Source organism: Mycobacterium sp. IDUB_21 (assembly GCF_055419425.1).
Genome location: NZ_JBVAXQ010000003.1, coordinates 325,095 through 341,825, shown reverse-complemented (window position 1 = coordinate 341,825; position 16,731 = coordinate 325,095). Strand labels below are relative to the sequence as shown.

General features: G+C 67.6%; 15 protein-coding genes and 1 tRNA gene. 8 read left to right on the top strand and 8 right to left on the bottom strand.

Annotated features, from left to right (window positions below; genetic code table 11):
• Window positions 1-98: 98 nt before the first annotated feature.
• Entirely contained in the window at window positions 99-2,264 is a 2,166-nt protein-coding gene (locus ACZYY4_RS06920) for an acyl-CoA dehydrogenase (RefSeq protein ID WP_463808886.1), read from the bottom strand.
• Between the two features lie 21 nt (window positions 2,265-2,285).
• The gene (locus ACZYY4_RS06915) at window positions 2,286-3,044 is read right to left on the bottom strand and encodes an SDR family NAD(P)-dependent oxidoreductase (protein WP_463808885.1); all 759 of its coding nucleotides are present in this window, start codon (window positions 3,042-3,044) and stop codon (window positions 2,286-2,288) included.
• A 102-nt stretch (window positions 3,045-3,146) separates the two neighbouring features.
• On the opposite strand from ACZYY4_RS06915, the gene ACZYY4_RS06910 reads away from it, so the two are divergent.
• The 4 genes from ACZYY4_RS06910 (at window position 3,147) to ACZYY4_RS06895 (ending at window position 7,868) form a co-directional block, all read left to right on the top strand.
• A complete protein-coding gene (locus tag ACZYY4_RS06910) occupies window positions 3,147-5,414 on the top strand; it encodes a carbon starvation CstA family protein (RefSeq protein ID WP_463808884.1) in 2,268 nt (755 codons plus the stop codon).
• Complete coding sequence (locus ACZYY4_RS06905; RefSeq protein WP_463808883.1) at window positions 5,390-5,584, top strand: YbdD/YjiX family protein; 195 nt, start codon at window positions 5,390-5,392, stop codon at window positions 5,582-5,584. Before ACZYY4_RS06910 ends, ACZYY4_RS06905 begins: the two co-directional genes overlap by 25 nt.
• 26 nt (window positions 5,585-5,610) lie before the next feature.
• A complete protein-coding gene (locus tag ACZYY4_RS06900; RefSeq protein WP_463808882.1) occupies window positions 5,611-6,921 on the top strand; it encodes a macrolide-binding ATPase MABP-1 in 1,311 nt (436 codons plus the stop codon).
• Window positions 6,922-7,070: 149 nt separating this feature from the next.
• Window positions 7,071-7,868 carry a L,D-transpeptidase gene (locus ACZYY4_RS06895; RefSeq protein WP_463808881.1) on the top strand — a complete coding sequence of 266 codons (798 nt, stop codon included), beginning with the start codon at window positions 7,071-7,073 and terminating at the stop codon, window positions 7,866-7,868.
• Window positions 7,869-7,889: 21 nt separating this feature from the next.
• On the opposite strand, the gene ACZYY4_RS06890 is transcribed toward ACZYY4_RS06895, so the two are convergent.
• Window positions 7,890-9,146: a cytochrome P450 gene (locus tag ACZYY4_RS06890; protein WP_463808880.1), complete on the bottom strand. Its 1,257-nt coding sequence runs from the start codon at window positions 9,144-9,146 to the stop codon at window positions 7,890-7,892.
• Window positions 9,143-9,988 carry an MBL fold metallo-hydrolase gene (locus ACZYY4_RS06885; protein WP_463808879.1) on the bottom strand — a complete coding sequence of 282 codons (846 nt, stop codon included), beginning with the start codon at window positions 9,986-9,988 and terminating at the stop codon, window positions 9,143-9,145. Before ACZYY4_RS06885 ends, ACZYY4_RS06890 begins: the two co-directional genes overlap by 4 nt.
• Before the next feature lie 104 nt (window positions 9,989-10,092).
• Between ACZYY4_RS06885 and ACZYY4_RS06880 the strand changes: the two genes are divergently transcribed.
• The 4 genes from ACZYY4_RS06880 to ACZYY4_RS06865 all read left to right on the top strand — a co-directional run bounded on the left by ACZYY4_RS06880 (window position 10,093) and on the right by ACZYY4_RS06865 (window position 13,986).
• Entirely contained in the window at window positions 10,093-10,881 is a 789-nt protein-coding gene (locus ACZYY4_RS06880; protein ID WP_463808877.1) for a FadR/GntR family transcriptional regulator, read from the top strand.
• A gap of 73 nt (window positions 10,882-10,954) precedes the next feature.
• On the top strand, window positions 10,955-11,731 hold the full coding sequence (locus ACZYY4_RS06875) for a class II aldolase/adducin family protein (protein ID WP_463808876.1): 777 nt from the start codon (window positions 10,955-10,957) through the stop codon (window positions 11,729-11,731).
• Window positions 11,732-11,750: 19 nt separating this feature from the next.
• Window positions 11,751-13,019 (top strand): amidohydrolase family protein, encoded by a 1,269-nt coding sequence (locus ACZYY4_RS06870; RefSeq protein ID WP_463808875.1) that lies wholly within the window; start codon window positions 11,751-11,753, stop codon window positions 13,017-13,019.
• 1 nt (window position 13,020) lies between these two features.
• A complete protein-coding gene (locus ACZYY4_RS06865) occupies window positions 13,021-13,986 on the top strand; it encodes a D-2-hydroxyacid dehydrogenase family protein (RefSeq protein ID WP_463808874.1) in 966 nt (321 codons plus the stop codon).
• Window positions 13,987-14,144: 158 nt separating this feature from the next.
• Here the strand turns inward: ACZYY4_RS06865 and ACZYY4_RS06860 are convergent, their stop codons facing one another.
• The 4 genes from ACZYY4_RS06860 to ACZYY4_RS06845 all read right to left on the bottom strand — a co-directional run bounded on the left by ACZYY4_RS06860 (window position 14,145) and on the right by ACZYY4_RS06845 (window position 16,705).
• Window positions 14,145-14,474, bottom strand: coding sequence for a hypothetical protein (locus ACZYY4_RS06860; RefSeq protein WP_463808873.1), 330 nt, complete (start codon window positions 14,472-14,474; stop codon window positions 14,145-14,147).
• A 333-nt stretch (window positions 14,475-14,807) separates the two neighbouring features.
• A tRNA-Ala gene (locus ACZYY4_RS06855) sits at window positions 14,808-14,880 on the bottom strand.
• A gap of 72 nt (window positions 14,881-14,952) precedes the next feature.
• Window positions 14,953-15,402 (bottom strand): GreA/GreB family elongation factor, encoded by a 450-nt coding sequence (locus ACZYY4_RS06850; RefSeq protein WP_463808872.1) that lies wholly within the window; start codon window positions 15,400-15,402, stop codon window positions 14,953-14,955.
• Between the two features lie 46 nt (window positions 15,403-15,448).
• Complete coding sequence (locus tag ACZYY4_RS06845) at window positions 15,449-16,705, bottom strand: NAD(P)/FAD-dependent oxidoreductase (RefSeq protein ID WP_463808871.1); 1,257 nt, start codon at window positions 16,703-16,705, stop codon at window positions 15,449-15,451.
• Between the last annotated feature and the right edge of the window lie 26 nt (window positions 16,706-16,731).

Genomic DNA, 16,731 nt, shown 5'->3' with positions numbered 1-16,731 from the left:
GGTCCCCTTCCCGGCGCGAGCGTGCGCAAAAACGGTTTTCACCTCGGCGTGTCAGCCGGGGACGCGCACACTCGCGCAAGAATGCGCTGGGGGGAACGCTACTTGATCAGCGGGTCGCGGGGCATCCCCAGGATTCGCTCGGCGATCTGGTTTCGCGTCACCTCCGAGGTGCCGCCGGCGATCGCGATGCCGCGCGCCCCCATCACCATCCGGCCGGCCATCGCGCCCGGCCCGTCGTCGAGAGCGACGTCCGGACCCAGCAACGCCGCTCCGATCGCTGCACCGTCGCCCATGTGCTCGGCGAGCTTGAGCTTGGTGACGTTGCCCTCCGGGCCGGGCCCGGCGCCGGCGATGCTGCGCGCCACCCGGCGCAGGTTCAGCAGCCGCAACGCGTGCTCGTCGGCGACGAACCGGCCGATGCGCACCGCGGCATCGGCCACCGGCTGCCGGCCCTGCTGGGCCAGCGCGATCAGGTGCTGGTCGACCCCGGCGGTGAAGGAACCGCCGCCGCCGATGCTGACCCGTTCATTGCCCAGCGTGGCCCGGGCCACCTTCCAGCCTTCGTTGACCTCGCCGACGACGTCCTCGTCCGGCACGAACACATCGTTGAAGAACACCTCGTTGAACTCCGAGCCACCGGTGATCTGACGCAGCGGCCGCACCTCGACACCCGGCGCCTCCATGTCGATGATCACCATGGTGATGCCGGCGTGCTTGGGGACGTCGAAGTCGGTGCGCACGGTCGCCAGCCCACGCCGGCACAGGTGCGCACCGGAGGTCCACACCTTCTGGCCGTTGATCTTCCAGCCACCGTCGACCCGGGTGGCCTTGGTCTTGACCGCGGCGGCATCCGAGCCGGCATCCGGCTCGGAGAACAGCTGGCACCAGATCTCTTCTTGGCGCAGCGCCTTCTCCACGAACCGCTCGATCTGCCATTCGGTGCCCTGCTGGATCAGCGTCAGGATCACCCAGCCGGTGATCGAGTAGTCGGGCCGCTGCACTCCGGCGGCGCTGAACTCCTGCTCGATCACCAGCTGCTCGACCGCGTCGGCGCCCCGGCCCCACGGCTTGGGCCAGTGCGGCATGACGTAGCCGGTCGCGATCAGCCGGTCCAGCTGGGCCTCGGTGGCCGCCGCGGCGATCTCGAGCGCGTCGGCGTGAATCCGGGTGCGCAGCTCCTCGGCCTCGGGCGGCAGATCCAGGTCGTTGGCCCGGGTGATGCCGGCCGCGGCGCTCTCGTATACGGCCAGAGCCGGAGCATCGCCGCCGAACAGCGCCTGCACCGTCAGGGCACGGCGCAGCTGCAGGTGGGCGTCGTGTTCCCAGGTGTAGCCGATACCGCCGTGCACCTGGATGTTGAGCTCCGCGTTGCGCACATAGGCGGGGAACGCCAGGGTGGCGGCCACCGCGGCGGACAACCGGAAGGCGAATTCGTCCTCGCCGTCAGCACGGGCGGCGTCCCACACCGCCGCAGTGGCCGACTCGGCCCCGACGAGCATGTTCGCGCAGTGGTGCTTGATGGCCTGGAAGGTGGCGATCGACCGGCCGAACTGTTCGCGAACCTTGGCGTATTCGACAGCCGAATCGGTGCAGTCGGCCGCGCCGCCCACCGCCTCGGCGGCCAGCAGCACCCGAGCCCGCGCCAGCGCCGACTCACGGGCGCCGGCCAGGGTGTCGTCGGCGCTGACCCCGACACCGGTCAGTGTCACCCGCCCAGACCGGCGGGTCGGGTCGAGGTTGCCGGGCACATCGACGTTCACGCCGGCCCGGTCACGCTCGAGCACCAGCACGTCCTCGCCGGCGGCCAACAGCAGCACGTCGGCCAGTCCCGCGCCCAGCACGATCCCGGCGTCACCGGAGGCCACTCCGCCGTCCAACGCCACACCACCGGCCAGCCCGACCCCGGCGGTGACCGAACCGTCGATCAGCCCGGGCAGCAACCGAGCCTGCTGGTCAGGAGTGCCGGTGGCCGCGATCACCGCCGAGGCGATGACCGTCGGCACGAACGGTCCCGGCGCCACCGCCCGGCCCAACTCTTCGATCACCACCACCAATTCGGGCAGCCCGAAGCCCGAGCCGCCGTGCGCCTCGTCGACGTGCAGGCCCAGCCAGCCCAGCGCGGCCAGCTCACCCCAGAACGGCGGCCGGCCCTCGTCGGCGGAATCCAGCAGTGCCCGCGCCGCCGCGCGAGCCTTCTGCGCGGTCAGGAATCCGCGGGCCACCTCGGCCAGTTCGCGATGGTCTTCGGTTACTGCAATGCCCATTGGAGGCCTCCTGGTCGGTGTCTACTTGGGGGCGAACCGCTGCCCGGCATCGAGCCGCAGGCACTGCCCATTGAGCATCGGGTTGTCCACGACTGCGGCAACCAGCTTGGCGAACTCCTCGGGCCGGCCGAGTCGCTTGGGGAACGCCGCGTCCTTGGTCAGGGCACTGGCGAATTCCTCCGGGATGCCCTTGGTCAACCCGGTGGCGAACAGGCTCGGCGCGATCGCCAGCACCCGGATACCCACCGAGCCCAGATCGCGCGCCATGGTCAGCGCCATGCCCGCGACGCCCGCCTTGGCAGCGGTGTAGGCCACCTGGCCGATCTGGCCCTCGAAGGCCGCGATCGACGCGGTGTTGATGATGACGCCACGCTCCTCGTCTTCGGGCTCGTTGGTGCTCATGTGAGCGGCGGCCAGCCGGTTGAGGTTGAACGTCGCGACCAGGTTCAGGTCGATCACCGAACGGAACGACTCCAGGTCGTGCGGGCCGGACTTGCTCAAGGTGCGCTTGGCGATGCCGCCGCCGGCGGTGGTGACGATGACGTGCAGGCCGCCGAGGCCCTCGACCGCGGCGGCCAGGGTCTTCTCGGCGGCTGCGAAGTCGGTGATATCCACCGGGTGGAAGGTGCCCCCGAAAGCGGCCGCCACCTCCTTGCCCTCCGAGCCCTCCCGGTCGAGTACGGCCACGGCCGCACCACCGGCAGCCAGCAGCTCCGCGCTGGCCCGGCCCATGCCGGAGGCGCCACCGACGACGACGACCTTCTTGCCGCTGATCTCCATGCAAACTCCTTTAAGCAAGTACTTGAGTATCACCGAACAAGTTATCGTTCGGCTCGCAACCCACTGCCACTCGGGCATCCGGGGGGCCTCGAGGAGGTACCAGTGGCCGCACCGATCGCGCCGGAGGTGATCGAGCGCCGCGACGGCACGGTGGCCTACCTGCACACCGACCCGGACCTACCCCCGGTCGCGGTTGTCGACCGCTCCCCGATGTCCACGCGCCACAAACTGCTGTTCGGTGCGCTCGCCGTCGTCGGCGCGGTGGCGTGGGTACTGATCGCCTTCGTCCGCGGCGAGTCGGTGAACGCGGTGTGGTTCGTGGTCGCCGCGCTGTGTACTTACATCATCGGATTCCGCTGCTATGCAAGGCTTATCGAGCGCAAGATCGTTCAGCCCCGCGACGAGTACGCCACTCCCGCAGAAATCTTCGAGGACGGCACCGACTATCTGCCGACCGACCGGCGGGTGCTCTTCGGCCACCACTTTGCCGCGATCGCCGGCGCCGGTCCGCTGGTCGGCCCGGTGCTGGCCACTCAGATGGGTTACCTGCCGGGCACGATCTGGATCGTGATCGGCGCGGTGGTGGCCGGCGGCGTGCAGGACTACCTGGTGCTGTGGTGCTCGACGCGGCGCCGCGGCCGCTCGCTGGGGCAGATGGCCCGCGAGGAGCTGGGCGTCATCGGCGGCGCCGCTGCGATCATCGGGGTGCTGGTCATCATGGTGATCCTGATCGCGGTGCTGGCGCTGATCGTGGTGCGGGCGCTGGCCGTCAGCCCGTGGGGCGTGTTCTCCATCGCGATGACGATCCCGATCGCGCTGTTCATGGGGATCTATCTGCGATTCCTGCGGCCCGGCCGGATTTCCGAGGTGTCCCTGATCGGCATCGTCGCGCTGCTGGGCGCCGTGGCGTCAGGTCGATGGGTTGCCGAAACATCCTGGGGCGCGGCATGGTTCACGTTGTCCCCGGTGACGTTGTCGTGGTGCGTCATCGGCTACGGCTTCGCCGCCTCGGTGCTGCCGGTGTGGTTACTGCTGGCGCCGCGCGACTACCTGTCGACGTTCATGAAGGTGGGCACCATCGCCCTGCTGGCAGTCGGCATCCTGATCGCCCAACCGCTGATGGCCGCTCCCGCCGTGTCGTCGTTCGCGCACACCGGCGACGGGCCGGTGTTCGCCGGGTCGCTGTTCCCGTTCCTGTTCATCACGATCGCGTGCGGGGCACTGTCGGGATTTCATTCACTGATCGCCTCGGGCACCACCCCGAAGCTGCTGGAAAAAGAGAGCCAGATGCGGCTGATCGGCTACGGCGGCATGCTCACCGAGTCTTTCGTGGCGGTGATGGCGCTGATCACCGCGTCGATTCTGGACCAGCACCTGTTCTTCACCCTCAACGCTCCGGTCGCTTCAACCGGGGGCACCGCCTCCAGCGCCGCCGCCTACGTCAACGGGCTCGGACTCGGCGGGTCGCCGGTGACCGCCGAGCAGATCAGCGAGGCCGCCACCGCCATCGGTGAGCAGTCGATCGTGTCGCGCACCGGCGGTGCGCCGACCCTGGCGCTGGGCATGGCCGACGTGCTGGGACGGGTGTTCGGCGGGCCCGGCCTGAAAGCGTTCTGGTATCACTTCGCGATCATGTTCGAGGCGCTGTTCATTCTGACCACCGTCGACGCCGGCACCCGGGTGGCCCGGTTCATGCTTTCCGATGCGCTGAGCAACCTCGGCGGGCCGCTGCGCAGGCTGGCCAACCCGGGGTGGCGGATCGGGGCGTGGCTGTGCAGCGTGGCGGTGGTCGCCGGATGGGGTTCGATCCTGTTGATGGGGGTCACCGATCCGCTGGGCGGAATCAACACCCTTTACCCGCTGTTCGGCATCGCCAACCAACTGCTGGCCGCGATCGCACTGACCGTGGTGACCGTGATCGTGATCAAACGAAGCCGACGCAAGTCGGACCTGAAATGGGCACTGGTACCGGGTATCCCGCTGCTGTGGGATCTGACGGTCACCATGACGGCGTCATGGCAGAAGATCTTCTCCTCCGATCCACGGGTGGGCTACTGGACGCAGCACTTCGCCTACCGGGCCGCCGAGCGGGCCGGCGAGACGTCGTTCGGCCCGGCCGGCGACGCGGCGCAATTGCACGACGTCGTCCGCAACACCTTCATCCAGGGCAGCCTGTCGATCGTGTTCGCCACCCTGGTCGCGGTGGTGTTCGTGACCGGAATCCTGGTCTCACTCAAGGCACTTCGTGGTACCGCTGCGACCAATGAGGCCCCGCCGGTGTTGTCCCGGCGGTTCGCACCTGCCGGACTGATCCCAACCGCGGTCGAGCGAAAGGTGCAGGCGCAGTGGGACGCTCAGCAAGCGCGCTAGTCCGGGCGATCCGCCAGATCGGCTGGTACCGGGCGTCGCTGCTCGGCGACAACCACTACCGACGGTACCTGGAATACCGCCGGCGGGCTCATCCCGGCGAACCGGTGCTCTCCGAGCGGGACTACTGGCGGCGGCGCTATGACGCCGATCCCGGCGAGCGGTGCTGCTGACCCCGTTTGTCAGGCATGATCGATAGGTGGCTGACATCACCCGCAGGGGGGCGGCGCGCAATGCCAAGCTGGTGGGCCTGCCGCTGAGCTTCGCCGGCCGGGCCGCGGTCGGGTTGGGAAAGCGGCTGGCCGGCAGGTCGAAGGACGAAGTCACCGCCGAGCTCATGGAGCAGGCGGCCGAGCAGATGTTCACCGTCCTCGGCGAGCTCAAGGGCGGTGCCATGAAGGTCGGCCAGGTGCTCTCGGTCCTAGAGGCCGCGGTGCCCGCGGAATTCGGCAAGCCCTACCGGGAGGCGCTGACCAAGTTGCAGCGCGACGCCCCACCGCTGGCCGCGGCCAAGGTGCATCGGGTCCTCGACTCCCAGCTGGGCACCAGGTGGCGCGAGCGGTTCGACTCCTTCGACGACGATCCGGTCGCCGCGGCCAGCATCGGCCAGGTGCACAAGGCGGTGTGGTCCGACGGCCGCACGGTAGCCGTCAAGATCCAATACCCCGGCGCGGATGAGGCCCTGCGCGCCGATCTGAAGACCTTGCGGCGCCTGACCGGGGTGCTCAAGCCGCTGGCCCCCGGCGCCGATATCCAGGGCATCGTCGACGAACTGATCGAGCGCGCCGACATGGAACTGGACTACCGGCTGGAGGCCGACAACCAGCGTGCGTTCGCCAAGGCTTATGCCGGCCACCCGCACTTCGCGGTGCCGCACGTGGTGGCCAGTGCGCCCAAGGTGGTGATCCAGGAGTGGGTCGATGGCATCGGTATGTCGCAGATCATCGCCGGCGGCACCGTCGAGCAGCGCGACCTGCTGGGTGCCCGGCTGGTCGAGTTGATCGGCGACGCACCGGCCCGGGTGGGCATGCTGCACGGGGACACCCACCCGGGCAACTTCATGCTGCTGCCCGACGGTCGGATGGGTGTCATCGACTTCGGTGCGGTGGCGCCGCTGCCCGACGGCCTGCCCGTCGAGCTGGGCATGGCCCTGCGGTTCGCCGGCCAGTCCAACTACGACCTGCTGCTGCCCACGTTGGAGAAGGCCGGCTTCATCCAGCCGGGCGAGCGGATCTCGGTCGGGGAGATCGACGAGATGCTGCGCCGCTACGTCGAACCGGTGGCACCCGAGGTGTTCCATTTCAGCCGCGAATGGCTACAGAAGCTGACCGCCGCCCAACTGGATCAATCGATTCACCAGATCAAGACCGCGCGCCAACTCGACCTGCCACGTGGTCTGGTGATGCTGGCGCGGGTCGTGGGTACGACGGTCGCCATCCTGGCTCAGCTGGACGCGCACGTGCCGGTTCGGGCGATCGCACTCGACCTGCTGCCCGGTTTCGCCGCGTAACCCGTCACAGGCCGTCAATACCGCCTCCGTAGCCAAATCTTGATCAAGCCTTGACCGAGTCGTGGGTATGTGGCCGGGGGTTGCCGGCCCGAATCTCCCTACCATCAACGGCATAACAAAGGTTGTTTGTTCGGGAAGGTAAGCCGCAGATGTGGAAATCGGTGCGCTCTGTAATCGTCGTCGTCGGGGTCGCCGTCACAACGCTCGTGACGCCGCCGGGAACGAGTTCGGCTGCGGCCGGCCAACCACCGGGCGGCGGTGTCGCATCGATCCAGCCGGCGTCGGGCGCCGTCGTCGGCGTGGGGCACCCGGTGGTGGTGAGTTTCGCCGCACCGGTGCTGGACCGTTTGGCCGCCGAGCGCGCCGTCGCGGTGCGGACGGACCCACCCATGACCGGAAGGTTTGACTGGGTCGACGACACCGAGGTGCAGTGGCTTCCCGACCGCTACTGGCCGGCACACAGCACCGTGGCGCTGTCGGTGGGCAAGCTCTCCGTCGACTTCACCACCGGAGCGAAGGTGGTGGGCGTCGCCAGCATCTCCTCCCATACCTTCACGGTGACCGTCGACGACGAGGAGGCCGGCCCGCTGCCGGCACCGCACCACCGCCCGCACTGGGGCGAAGACGGGGTGATGCCCGCCTCGATGGGCAAGTCCGACTTCCCCACTCCGACGGGCAACTACACCGTGCTGGCCAAGGACAGAAAAGTCCTGATGGACTCCAGCAGCGTCGGCATCCGGAACGACGACCCGGAGGGCTACCGGCTCGACGTCGAGCAGGCCGTGCGCATCACCCGGCGCGGGCTCTACATCCACTCCGCGCCGTGGGCGCTGCGCTCCCTGGGGCTGGAGAACGTCAGCCACGGTTGTGTCGGTCTGAGCCCCACGGACGCCGAATGGTACTTCGACCGGGTCAACATCGGCGACCCGGTGATCATCAAGGAGTGACGCCGCTCGCCAGGACGACCCCTACGACGTCGATGCGCCGCCGAATTCCACCGGCATTGCGTCGATTCCGTTGATCCAGGGCAGCACGGAACGCGATGGGCGGTCCAGCTGGTGTATGTCGGGAATGATGTCCGCCAGCGCACCGAAGATCAGGTTGATCTGCATGCGGGCAAGATTCGCGCCGATGCAGTAGTGCGCACCGGGAGCACCGAAACCCAAGTGGGGGTTGGGACTTCGCAGGATATCGAACGTGAACGGGTCGTCGAAGACCTCTTCGTCGTAGTTGGCGGAGCCGTAGAACATCCCGACCCGCTGCCCTTTGGTGATCTGCACCCCACCGAGTTCGCTATCACGCAGCGCGGTGCGCTGGAAGGAGATCACCGGGGTGGCCCAGCGGACTACCTCATCGACCATGGTCGGCGGGCGTTCTGCCACGAACAGCCGCCACTGCTCGGGGTGGTCGAAGAACGCTGCCATCCCCTGCGAGGTCGCGTTGCGGGTGGTTTCGTTGCCGGCGACCATCAGCATCATCACGTAGTAGCCGAATTCCAGCGCGGTCAGCGCCTCTCCGTCGATAGTCGCAGTGACCAGGGTTGTCGCGATGTCGTCGCGCGGGCGAGCTTTGCGGTCTTCGGCCATCTGGTAGGCGTAGCCCAGCAACTCGGCGGAGGCCTGCATCCCGTCGGCTGCCGCCTCCGGGTCGCCGTTGCCGCCGCCCACCAGTCGGTTGCTCCAGTCGAAGACCTGCTGGCGCTCATCTGTGGGCACACCGATCAACTCACAGATGGTCGCCAACGGCAGCTGAGAGGCGACTTCGGTGACGAAGTCGCCGGTGTTGTGCTCGGCGGCGGCGGCGACGATCTCGCGGGCCTGGCGGTCCAGGGAGTCCCGCATGTCGGCAACGACCCGCGGCGTGAATCCGCGGGAGACTATCCGGCGCAGCTTGGCGTGCTTGGCTCCGTCGAGAAACAGCATGATGTTGTCGCGGCTGGCGTCGTGGAGCTCTGGGTTGTCCGTCGTGTTCGTCCGGATCAGCGAGGTGTTCTCGTGCGAGGAGAACACCTCATCGTGCAGCGACACCGCCCGCACATCGGCATGCTTCGTGACGACCCAGTAGCCCTCATCGGGGTAGCCGGAGACGCCGAACGGCTGGGTGTTCCACCAGATCGGTTCGGTCTTGCGCAGCAGTGCGAACTCCTCGTGCGGGATCCGCTCGCCGATGAGAGTGGGGTCGGTGAAGTCGAACCCCTCCGGCAGTAGGCGCTGTGTCTCGGTCATCGTGCTCCCTCTCGCTCTACCAGCGGTTGCCACGCCAGACCTTCATCGGCGTTGTTGACGTAGCCGCCCGACGGGGCGGCGAAATGCGATCCGAGCAGCAGCGCCCGCTCATCGGCGGCGCCACGCAGCAGTCGTAGCCGGCTGGCCCGGGCAGCGCTGGGGTCTGCGTCGGGCAGGGCGCAGATCCCGGGGTCAGCTATCTGGATCGGATGGTGCACGACGTCACCGCTGATGTACGCGACGGCGCCGGCGGACTCGATGCGCACCGACACGTGGCCGGGGGTGTGGCCCGCGGTCGGGACGAGCCGGACCGCCTCGGTCAGCTGGTGATCGGGGTCGATGAGCCGCAGCTTGCCGTGGTGTTCCAACGGCGCAACGCATTCCGCTGGCACCCGGTCCTCACCGGCGCTGCCGTGCCAGTGTTCGTGCTCGGCCGCGGTCACCAGGTAGTCGGCGCCGGCGAACGTCGGCACCCAGTGCCCGCGCTGCTCGGTGGTGTTGCGACCGGCGTGATCCCGGTGCAGATGCGTGCACACCACAGCCGTGACGTCCTCGGGACGAAACCCGGTGGCGGCCAACGACTCCTCGAAGCGATCAGGTATCTGCCGGGTCCGCAGGAAGCTTTCGGCGAAGCAGGTGTCGACGAGCACACGGTCCGCTGCGGACTCGATCAGATAGGACTGGATCGCCATCAGGATGTTGCCCGCCGCGTCGACGTAGTCCGGCGCCAAAGCCGCCGGAAATCGCGCGGGTGCGTTACCGAAGAGTCGCGACGGCGGGATCGGGATGACCGCCTGAAGAACCGCGTGGATCCGAACTTCGCCGACAGTCCAGTGCTGCACGCCCGTGGTCCCCTTCTCGCACGGCGATCGTATGACACAAATCATTTGGATTCAACGGTCGATCGGACCCGGTCGAACCGCGTCGATCTGGCACACTCGACCGCGTGGCAGCACCGACCGTCCGCTTCCGGCGGCTCGCCGAACAGGTGGCCGACGAGCTACGTCGTCGCATCCTCGCCGGCCAGCTCACCGACGATCACGTGCTGCCCAAGGAAGACGAACTGCTGGTCGAATTCGCCATCAGCAAGCCGTCCCTGCGCGAAGCCATGCGGATCCTGGAAGCCGAGGGACTGCTCACCGTGCGCCGCGGCAAACACGGCGGCGCGGTAATACATCGCCCCACACCAGCGAACGTCGCTTATACGATGGGCCTGGTGCTGGGCTCCCAGCAGGTGAGCCTCGCCGATGTCGGCACCGCGCTGCTTCAAGTGGAACCGGCATGCGCGGCGCTGTGCGCGGGGCGGCCGGACCGCAAAAGCACGGTGGTGCCGATTCTGCGGCGACTGCACGAGGAATCGGTGGCTTCCGTCGACGACCTGCCGCAAGCGACCTCGGCCAGCCGGCGCTACCACGAAGCGCTCGTCACGCACTGCGGCAACGTCACCATGCTCGTCATGGCGGGTGCACTCGAAACCCTGTGGTCAGCTCATGAGCAAAGCTGGTCGGCGCAAGTCACGGACCATTCGACGGTGCCGGTGTCCGAACGCCGCGCCGTCCTCGAAGACCACCGCCAAGTGATCGACGCGATCGACGTGGGTGACGCCCAGCGGGCACGAGACCTTTCCGCGGCGCACCTGGTGCACGCCCAGCGCTACCCCGGCTGGTCGGGAACCGTCGATCCCGCGATGATCCGCCCGGGCGGATCGCGCGCGGTACGCGACGGGGGCGACTGAGTCACCGCGACCACGATTGACGTCCCGTCTTATTTCCATATGATTTGGTTATGATGGAGCGCGACGGGACACCATGAGCGCGGATGAGCTGGTGCGTCCCGGTGGCTCCGCGGCCTGGTCACCCTCGGTGGTGCCGCCGATCGGCGTGGAGTTGAGCGACTCGCAGGCGCTCGCCGTGGCGTTTCGCCACCTCGCCGAGATCGGCTTTGCCGAGAACATGGCCGGTCACATCACCTGGCAGCCCGACGGGCAGACCGAGATGCTGGTCAATCCGTGGGGATTGTGGTGGGCCGAACTGACCGCCTCCGACATCTGCACCGTCGACGAGGACGCCCGGGTGATACGCGGCCGCTGGGATGTCACTCCGGCAATTCATCTCCATACCGAGTTGCACCGGGCCCGCGCCGACGCGCGGGTGATCATCCACAACCATCCCTATTACGTCAGCCTGCTGGCATCGCTGCAGACACTGCCCGAACTGGTGCACCAGACCGGGTCGCTGTTCCTCGATGACCTGTGCTTCGTCGACAGCTACGACGGCGAAATAGACAGTGCCGACCGGGCTCGAGAGCTTGCCGCGCGCATCGGCGCCGCCAACCTGGCCATCCTGGCCTCGCACGGGGTGATCGCCACCGGACGCACGCTCGCCGAGGCGGTCTATCGGTCCGCGACCATCGAACGGGTCTGCAAACTGGCCTACCACGTCATGCTGACCGGCCGGACGCCGTCGCCGATGAAGCGGTCCGACATGGCCGGTATGCAGGCGTCATTGATCGAACGCGCCGCCGACGTGTACTGGGCCGGCGCAGCACGCATGACCATCAAAGCCGACCGTCACGTGCTGGACTGAGCAGAAACGAGGCTCGTGAGTGAAATCGATCGATGAGCTCAGCTCCGACCCGAAATTCACCACCGCCAAGGTCGGCGCCGAGCGTACGGTGACGTTCCTGCCCGAACCGCCACGCGCGCAACGCCGCTACACGGTGATCTCGGTGGACGATCACATCGTCGAACCTCCCGACACCTTCGAAGGCCGCGTCCCGCGCAAACTGGCCGACCGGGCGCCCAAAGTAGTCGAGACCGAAAACGGCGGCCAGACTTGGATATACGACGGCCAGTCATTGCCCAACGTCGGGTTCAACGCCGTCGTCGGCCGGCCGGTGTCGGAGTACGGTTTCGAACCCGCCCGGTTCGACGAGATGCGCCGCGGCGCCTGGGACATCCACGAACGCGTCAAGGACATGGACCTCAACGGCGTCTACGCCTCACTGAACTTCCCTTCGTTCCTACCGGGCTTCGCCGGACAGCGGCTTGCGCTGGCGACCGAAGACCGAGAGCTGGCACTGGCCTCGGTGCGCGCCTGGAACGACTGGCACCACGAGGTGTGGGCCGGTTCCTACCCGGACCGCATCATCGGTTGTCAGCTGCCGTGGCTGCTGGACCCGGTGCTGGCTGCGAAGATGATCTACGAGAACGCGGAAAGAGGCTTTCGCGCCGTCACTTTCAGCGAGAACCCGGCCATGCTGGGCTTGCCGACCATCCATTCCGGTTACTGGGACCCGTTGATCGCCGCCTGCGCCGAGACCGGCACCGTCGTCAATCTGCACATCGGGTCGTCCGGATCGGCACCGTCCACCACCGACGACGCACCGCCCGACGTCCAAGGCGTGCTGTTTTTCGCCTATGCCATCTCGGCCGCGGTGGACTGGCTGTACTCCGGGCTTCCCAGCCGATTCCCCGATCTGAAGATCTGTCTGTCCGAGGGCGGGATCGGCTGGGTCGCCGGGCTATTGGACCGGCTCGACCACATGCTGAGCTACCACCAGATGTACGGAACGTGGAAAGCGCTCGGCGAAACCCTCTCCCCCGCCGAAGTGCTCCAACGCAACTTCTGGTTCTGCGCCGTCGAAGACCAGTCGTCATTCTGCCAGCATGAGCGCATCGGCACCGACCACATCATGCTCGAAGCCGATTACCCGCACTGTGACTCGACCTGGCCGCACACCCAGCGCGTCATCCACGAGGAGATCGGCGGCCTTCCCCCTGAGGTGATCCGAAAGTTCACCTGGGAGAACGCCTCTCGGCTGTATCAGCACCCAGTGCCCGAAGCGGTCCAGCGCGACCCGGACGCCTTCTGAGATGGACACCTCCTCGCCGCTGCGTATCGCGGTACTCGACGACTACCAGGGCATCGCCGAAACCGTGGATTGGTCGCCCATCCCGCGGCCCGTCGACCTGCTGGCGCTGCGCGAACACATCGCTCCCGGCGACGAGCTCGTCGCCCAGCTGGCCGATCGCGAGGTGGTGGTGGCTATGCGGGAGCGCACCCCGATCGACGCCGGCCTGCTGGGCAGATTGCCGTCGTGCAAGCTGCTGGTCACCACCGGACCGTTCAACGCCGCCATCGACATCGCGGCCGCCCACCGGCTCGGGATCACCGTGTGCGGGACCGGCGGCATCATCACTCCGACGGTCGAACTCACCTGGGCGTTGATCCATGCCCTGCAGCGCCACCTGATCATCGAGGACGCGGCACTGCGGGCCGGGGGCTGGCAACAGACCGTCGGCGCCGATCTCGCCGGGGCGACGCTGGGACTGGTCGGGCTGGGCCGGATCGGCCGACTGGTCGCCGCGGTGGGCCACGCCTACGGTATGCGGGTGACGGCATGGAGCCCGAACCTGACCGCGGAACGCGCCGCCGAAGCGCAGGCGGAGCTGACAGACCGGCGCAGCCTGTTCGAGACCGCGGACGTGGTGTCAATTCATCTGGTGCTCTCCGAAACGACCCGCGGTGTCGTCGGCCGCGACGAACTCGCCGCGATGAAACCCAGCGCGATCCTGGTCAACACCTCCCGCGGCGGCCTGGTCGACGAGGCGGCGTTGATCGAGGCACTGCGCACGAACCGCATTCGGGGTGCGGGGCTCGACGTCTACGGCGAGGAGCCGCTACCGTCCGGACACCCGTTGACGACGCTGAAAAATACCGTGCTCACCCCACACCTGGGCTATGTCACCGAGAAATGCATGGACCGGTTCTACCGGGATATCGTCGACGACGTCGCGGGTTACTGTGCGGGTACTCCGCGACGGCTTGTGAACACTTGACCGACGCCATTTATTCGATATTGACAGACATAGCCTCGTAACAATGAAGTCGCGTCGGAATAACAATTAGGCAAAGTATTCTGTGCGGCGGTGTTCAGAATTTTCATGCACGGAAAAGGGCCCACGACCAGATGGTCGCAGGCCCTTTAACGAGAGGTTTATTTGGTGCCGCCGGCCAAGCCGATGGGGGCACCGATAGCGTCGGCCGCCATTCCCGCGATCGGGCTTGCCGCGGCGGCTCCGGCCGGCCCCGGCGCCACCAACGGCACGGGTGGGGGCATTCCGGGCACCACCGGAATTGGGGCGATCGGAATCGGCGCCACCGGCCCGGGAAGACCCATCGGCACGGGTCCTGCGAGAGTGGTCAAATCAGCCACAGCCGGCCCGCAGGGCACTCCCGTGCCGGCCACCAACGTCGCATCGGCCACGCCGGCAACCGGCGCCGCGCCTTCACCGGAGGTGAGAGCGACCACGCCACCTGCGCACACCGGGCCACCTAGCGGCGGCGCGGCAAAGGGGACAGCCACCGCGTGAGAACTGAATATCAGTGCGCTTGTATACAAGCCAATACCGGCGAATATCGCGATACCGGCTCTCCCGAGGCTCTTCAACGTAAACTCCGATTGTTAGTATCCAGCCCCCCGGACGCGCAATCTGTGACTGCGAATGAACCGTATCACAATGGTGTAAGTAGCCAGCCGACCCAATTAATTCGTTACCGTACCGATGCGGATCGGCCACGTTGACTCTGCATCCACCGGCGAGCTACTCGCACTTTTGCGCGGTCAGCGCAGAGTGAGTGGAGTACTCAATAAAATGAGTGGAGCTAAGGGGATTCGAACCCCTGACCCCCACACTGCCAGTGTGGTGCGCTACCAACTGCGCCATAGCCCCGCGATGTCGTGCTCATCGAAGCTACACCACCGCCATACCGCGGCTCAAAACACCTGGTCGCTCGGCCGCCGTTCAGGCCGGGTGCCGGGCTTGGTGCTGGCTGTAGGGCACCGCCTCGAGCAGGGTGACCGTCACGTTGGCGCCGCTGGGCACCTGATAGCTGCGCTGCTCCCCGGGACGGGCCCCGGTGATCGCCTTGCCGAGCGGCGACTGCGGCGAATAGACCTCCAACCCGCTCTGGTCATCGTCGCGCACCCCCAGCAGGAAGGTCTCGGTGTCGTCGTCGTCGTAGCGCACCGTGAGCACCATGCCGGGTTCAGCCACACCGTCGTCCGGCGGATCCTCGCCGACAACCGCAACCGACAACAAGTCGTGGATCTGATGAATCCGGGCCTGGCGCGCCTGCTGCTCGGTGATGTCGGCGCTGCCCGAGCCGATATGCGGCTCAGACAATTCGGCCAGCTCGGCCAGCAGCCGGTCCTTGGTCTGCTGTGTCATCCAGACACCTTGCGAATCAGTCATCGACGATCTCCTTCACTAAAGGGAATTGCTTGGATACCTGCGGGATTCAGCGCAGCGGATCGAGCTCACGCAGAACGGCGGACTGCTTGCCGGTGGTGATCTGCTCGGCCAGCAGCCGGCCCGTGACAGGGCCGTGCGTCATGCCCCACATACCGTGGCCGCCGGCTACATATACGGTGCGCGGACACACCTCACCGACCAGGGGCCGCCCGTCCGGGCTGACCGGTCGCGGGCCTACCCACACATCGGTGCGTTCAGCCCAGCGCACGCCGTCGAGCAGCGGCCGTGTTGCCGCGACGATGGCCTCGACGCGCGCAGGGACGATCGGGGCATCCGGATCCCCGAACTCCATGGTGCCGGCAACCCGCAGCTTGGAGTTCAACGGCGTGCAGGCCACCCGGGCATCGGGCAGGTAGATCGGACCGGTGACCGGCCCGTCGACCGGCACGGTGAAGGAGTAGCCGCGCCCGGCCCGCACCGGTACCCGAATCCAGCGCGCCGCCAGCCGCGACAGCCAGGCTCCGCTGGCGATCACCGCCGCCGCCGCCGTCAACGTCGCACCGTCTCGGCCCGTCACGGCAACGCCGTCCCCGGCGGGCGCCACGTCTGTGACGTCCATGGTGTGCAGCACGGCGCCGCGGTCCACCACCGCGCGACCCAGCGCAGTCACGAACCGACCGGGGTCGAGGAATCGCTGGCCGTCGATCTGCACCGCGGCGGCGACCGCCGATGAGGCCAGCGGCACCCGCTCTCGCAGCGCCGCACCGGTCAGTTCAGTGCAGAACACCGGCCGGCCGGCCTCGGAGAACCTCCGCAACTCGTCGAGCAGACGCTCGGCATCGGCCGAAGTGCGGAAGATCGCGGTGATCGGCGCATCGGTGACCGGGGCGTCCACCCCGTTGGCCACCAGCACGTCGTAGGCCTCGATGCACTCGGCGCTCAGCGGTGCGTTGGCCCGCACCGCACGACGCCACGCCGACGGGCGACTGTTCGCGGCGAAGCGCGCCAAAAACGTCCACAGTGCCGGGCCCGAGTTGAGCGGAACCTGCAGCGGCGCGCCCCGGCTGAGCAGGGACCGCAGCCCGAAACGCAGATTGGCGGGCTCGTTGAGCGGGATGGCCAGTGCCGGGGAGATCCAGCCGGCATTGGCCCATGAAGAACCCGCCGCAACACCGACCCGATCGACGAGCGTGACCTCGACACCGCGCTCCTGCAGGAACCAGGCGGTCGACAACCCGACGATGCCGGCGCCCACCACGATCACCGACCGTGGCGCGCCATCGATCCGGTTGTCGGCACCCATCACTCCATGATGCGGCGATCGTCAGA

What these genes read in the sequence shown, in the direction of transcription:
- ACZYY4_RS06920 (WP_463808886.1), bottom strand. Translation starts at nt 2,264, where the DNA reads ATGGGCATTGCAGTAACCGAAGACCATCGCGAACTGGCCGAGGTGGCC.
- ACZYY4_RS06915 (WP_463808885.1), bottom strand. Translation starts at nt 3,044, where the DNA reads ATGGAGATCAGCGGCAAGAAGGTCGTCGTCGTCGGTGGCGCCTCCGGC.
- ACZYY4_RS06895 (WP_463808881.1), top strand. Translation starts at nt 7,071, where the DNA reads ATGTGGAAATCGGTGCGCTCTGTAATCGTCGTCGTCGGGGTCGCCGTC.
- ACZYY4_RS06890 (WP_463808880.1), bottom strand. Translation starts at nt 9,146, where the DNA reads ATGACCGAGACACAGCGCCTACTGCCGGAGGGGTTCGACTTCACCGAC.
- ACZYY4_RS06875 (WP_463808876.1), top strand. Translation starts at nt 10,955, where the DNA reads ATGAGCGCGGATGAGCTGGTGCGTCCCGGTGGCTCCGCGGCCTGGTCA.
- ACZYY4_RS06865 (WP_463808874.1), top strand. Translation starts at nt 13,021, where the DNA reads ATGGACACCTCCTCGCCGCTGCGTATCGCGGTACTCGACGACTACCAG.
- ACZYY4_RS06850 (WP_463808872.1), bottom strand. Translation starts at nt 15,402, where the DNA reads ATGACTGATTCGCAAGGTGTCTGGATGACACAGCAGACCAAGGACCGG.
- ACZYY4_RS06845 (WP_463808871.1), bottom strand. Translation starts at nt 16,705, where the DNA reads ATGGGTGCCGACAACCGGATCGATGGCGCGCCACGGTCGGTGATCGTG.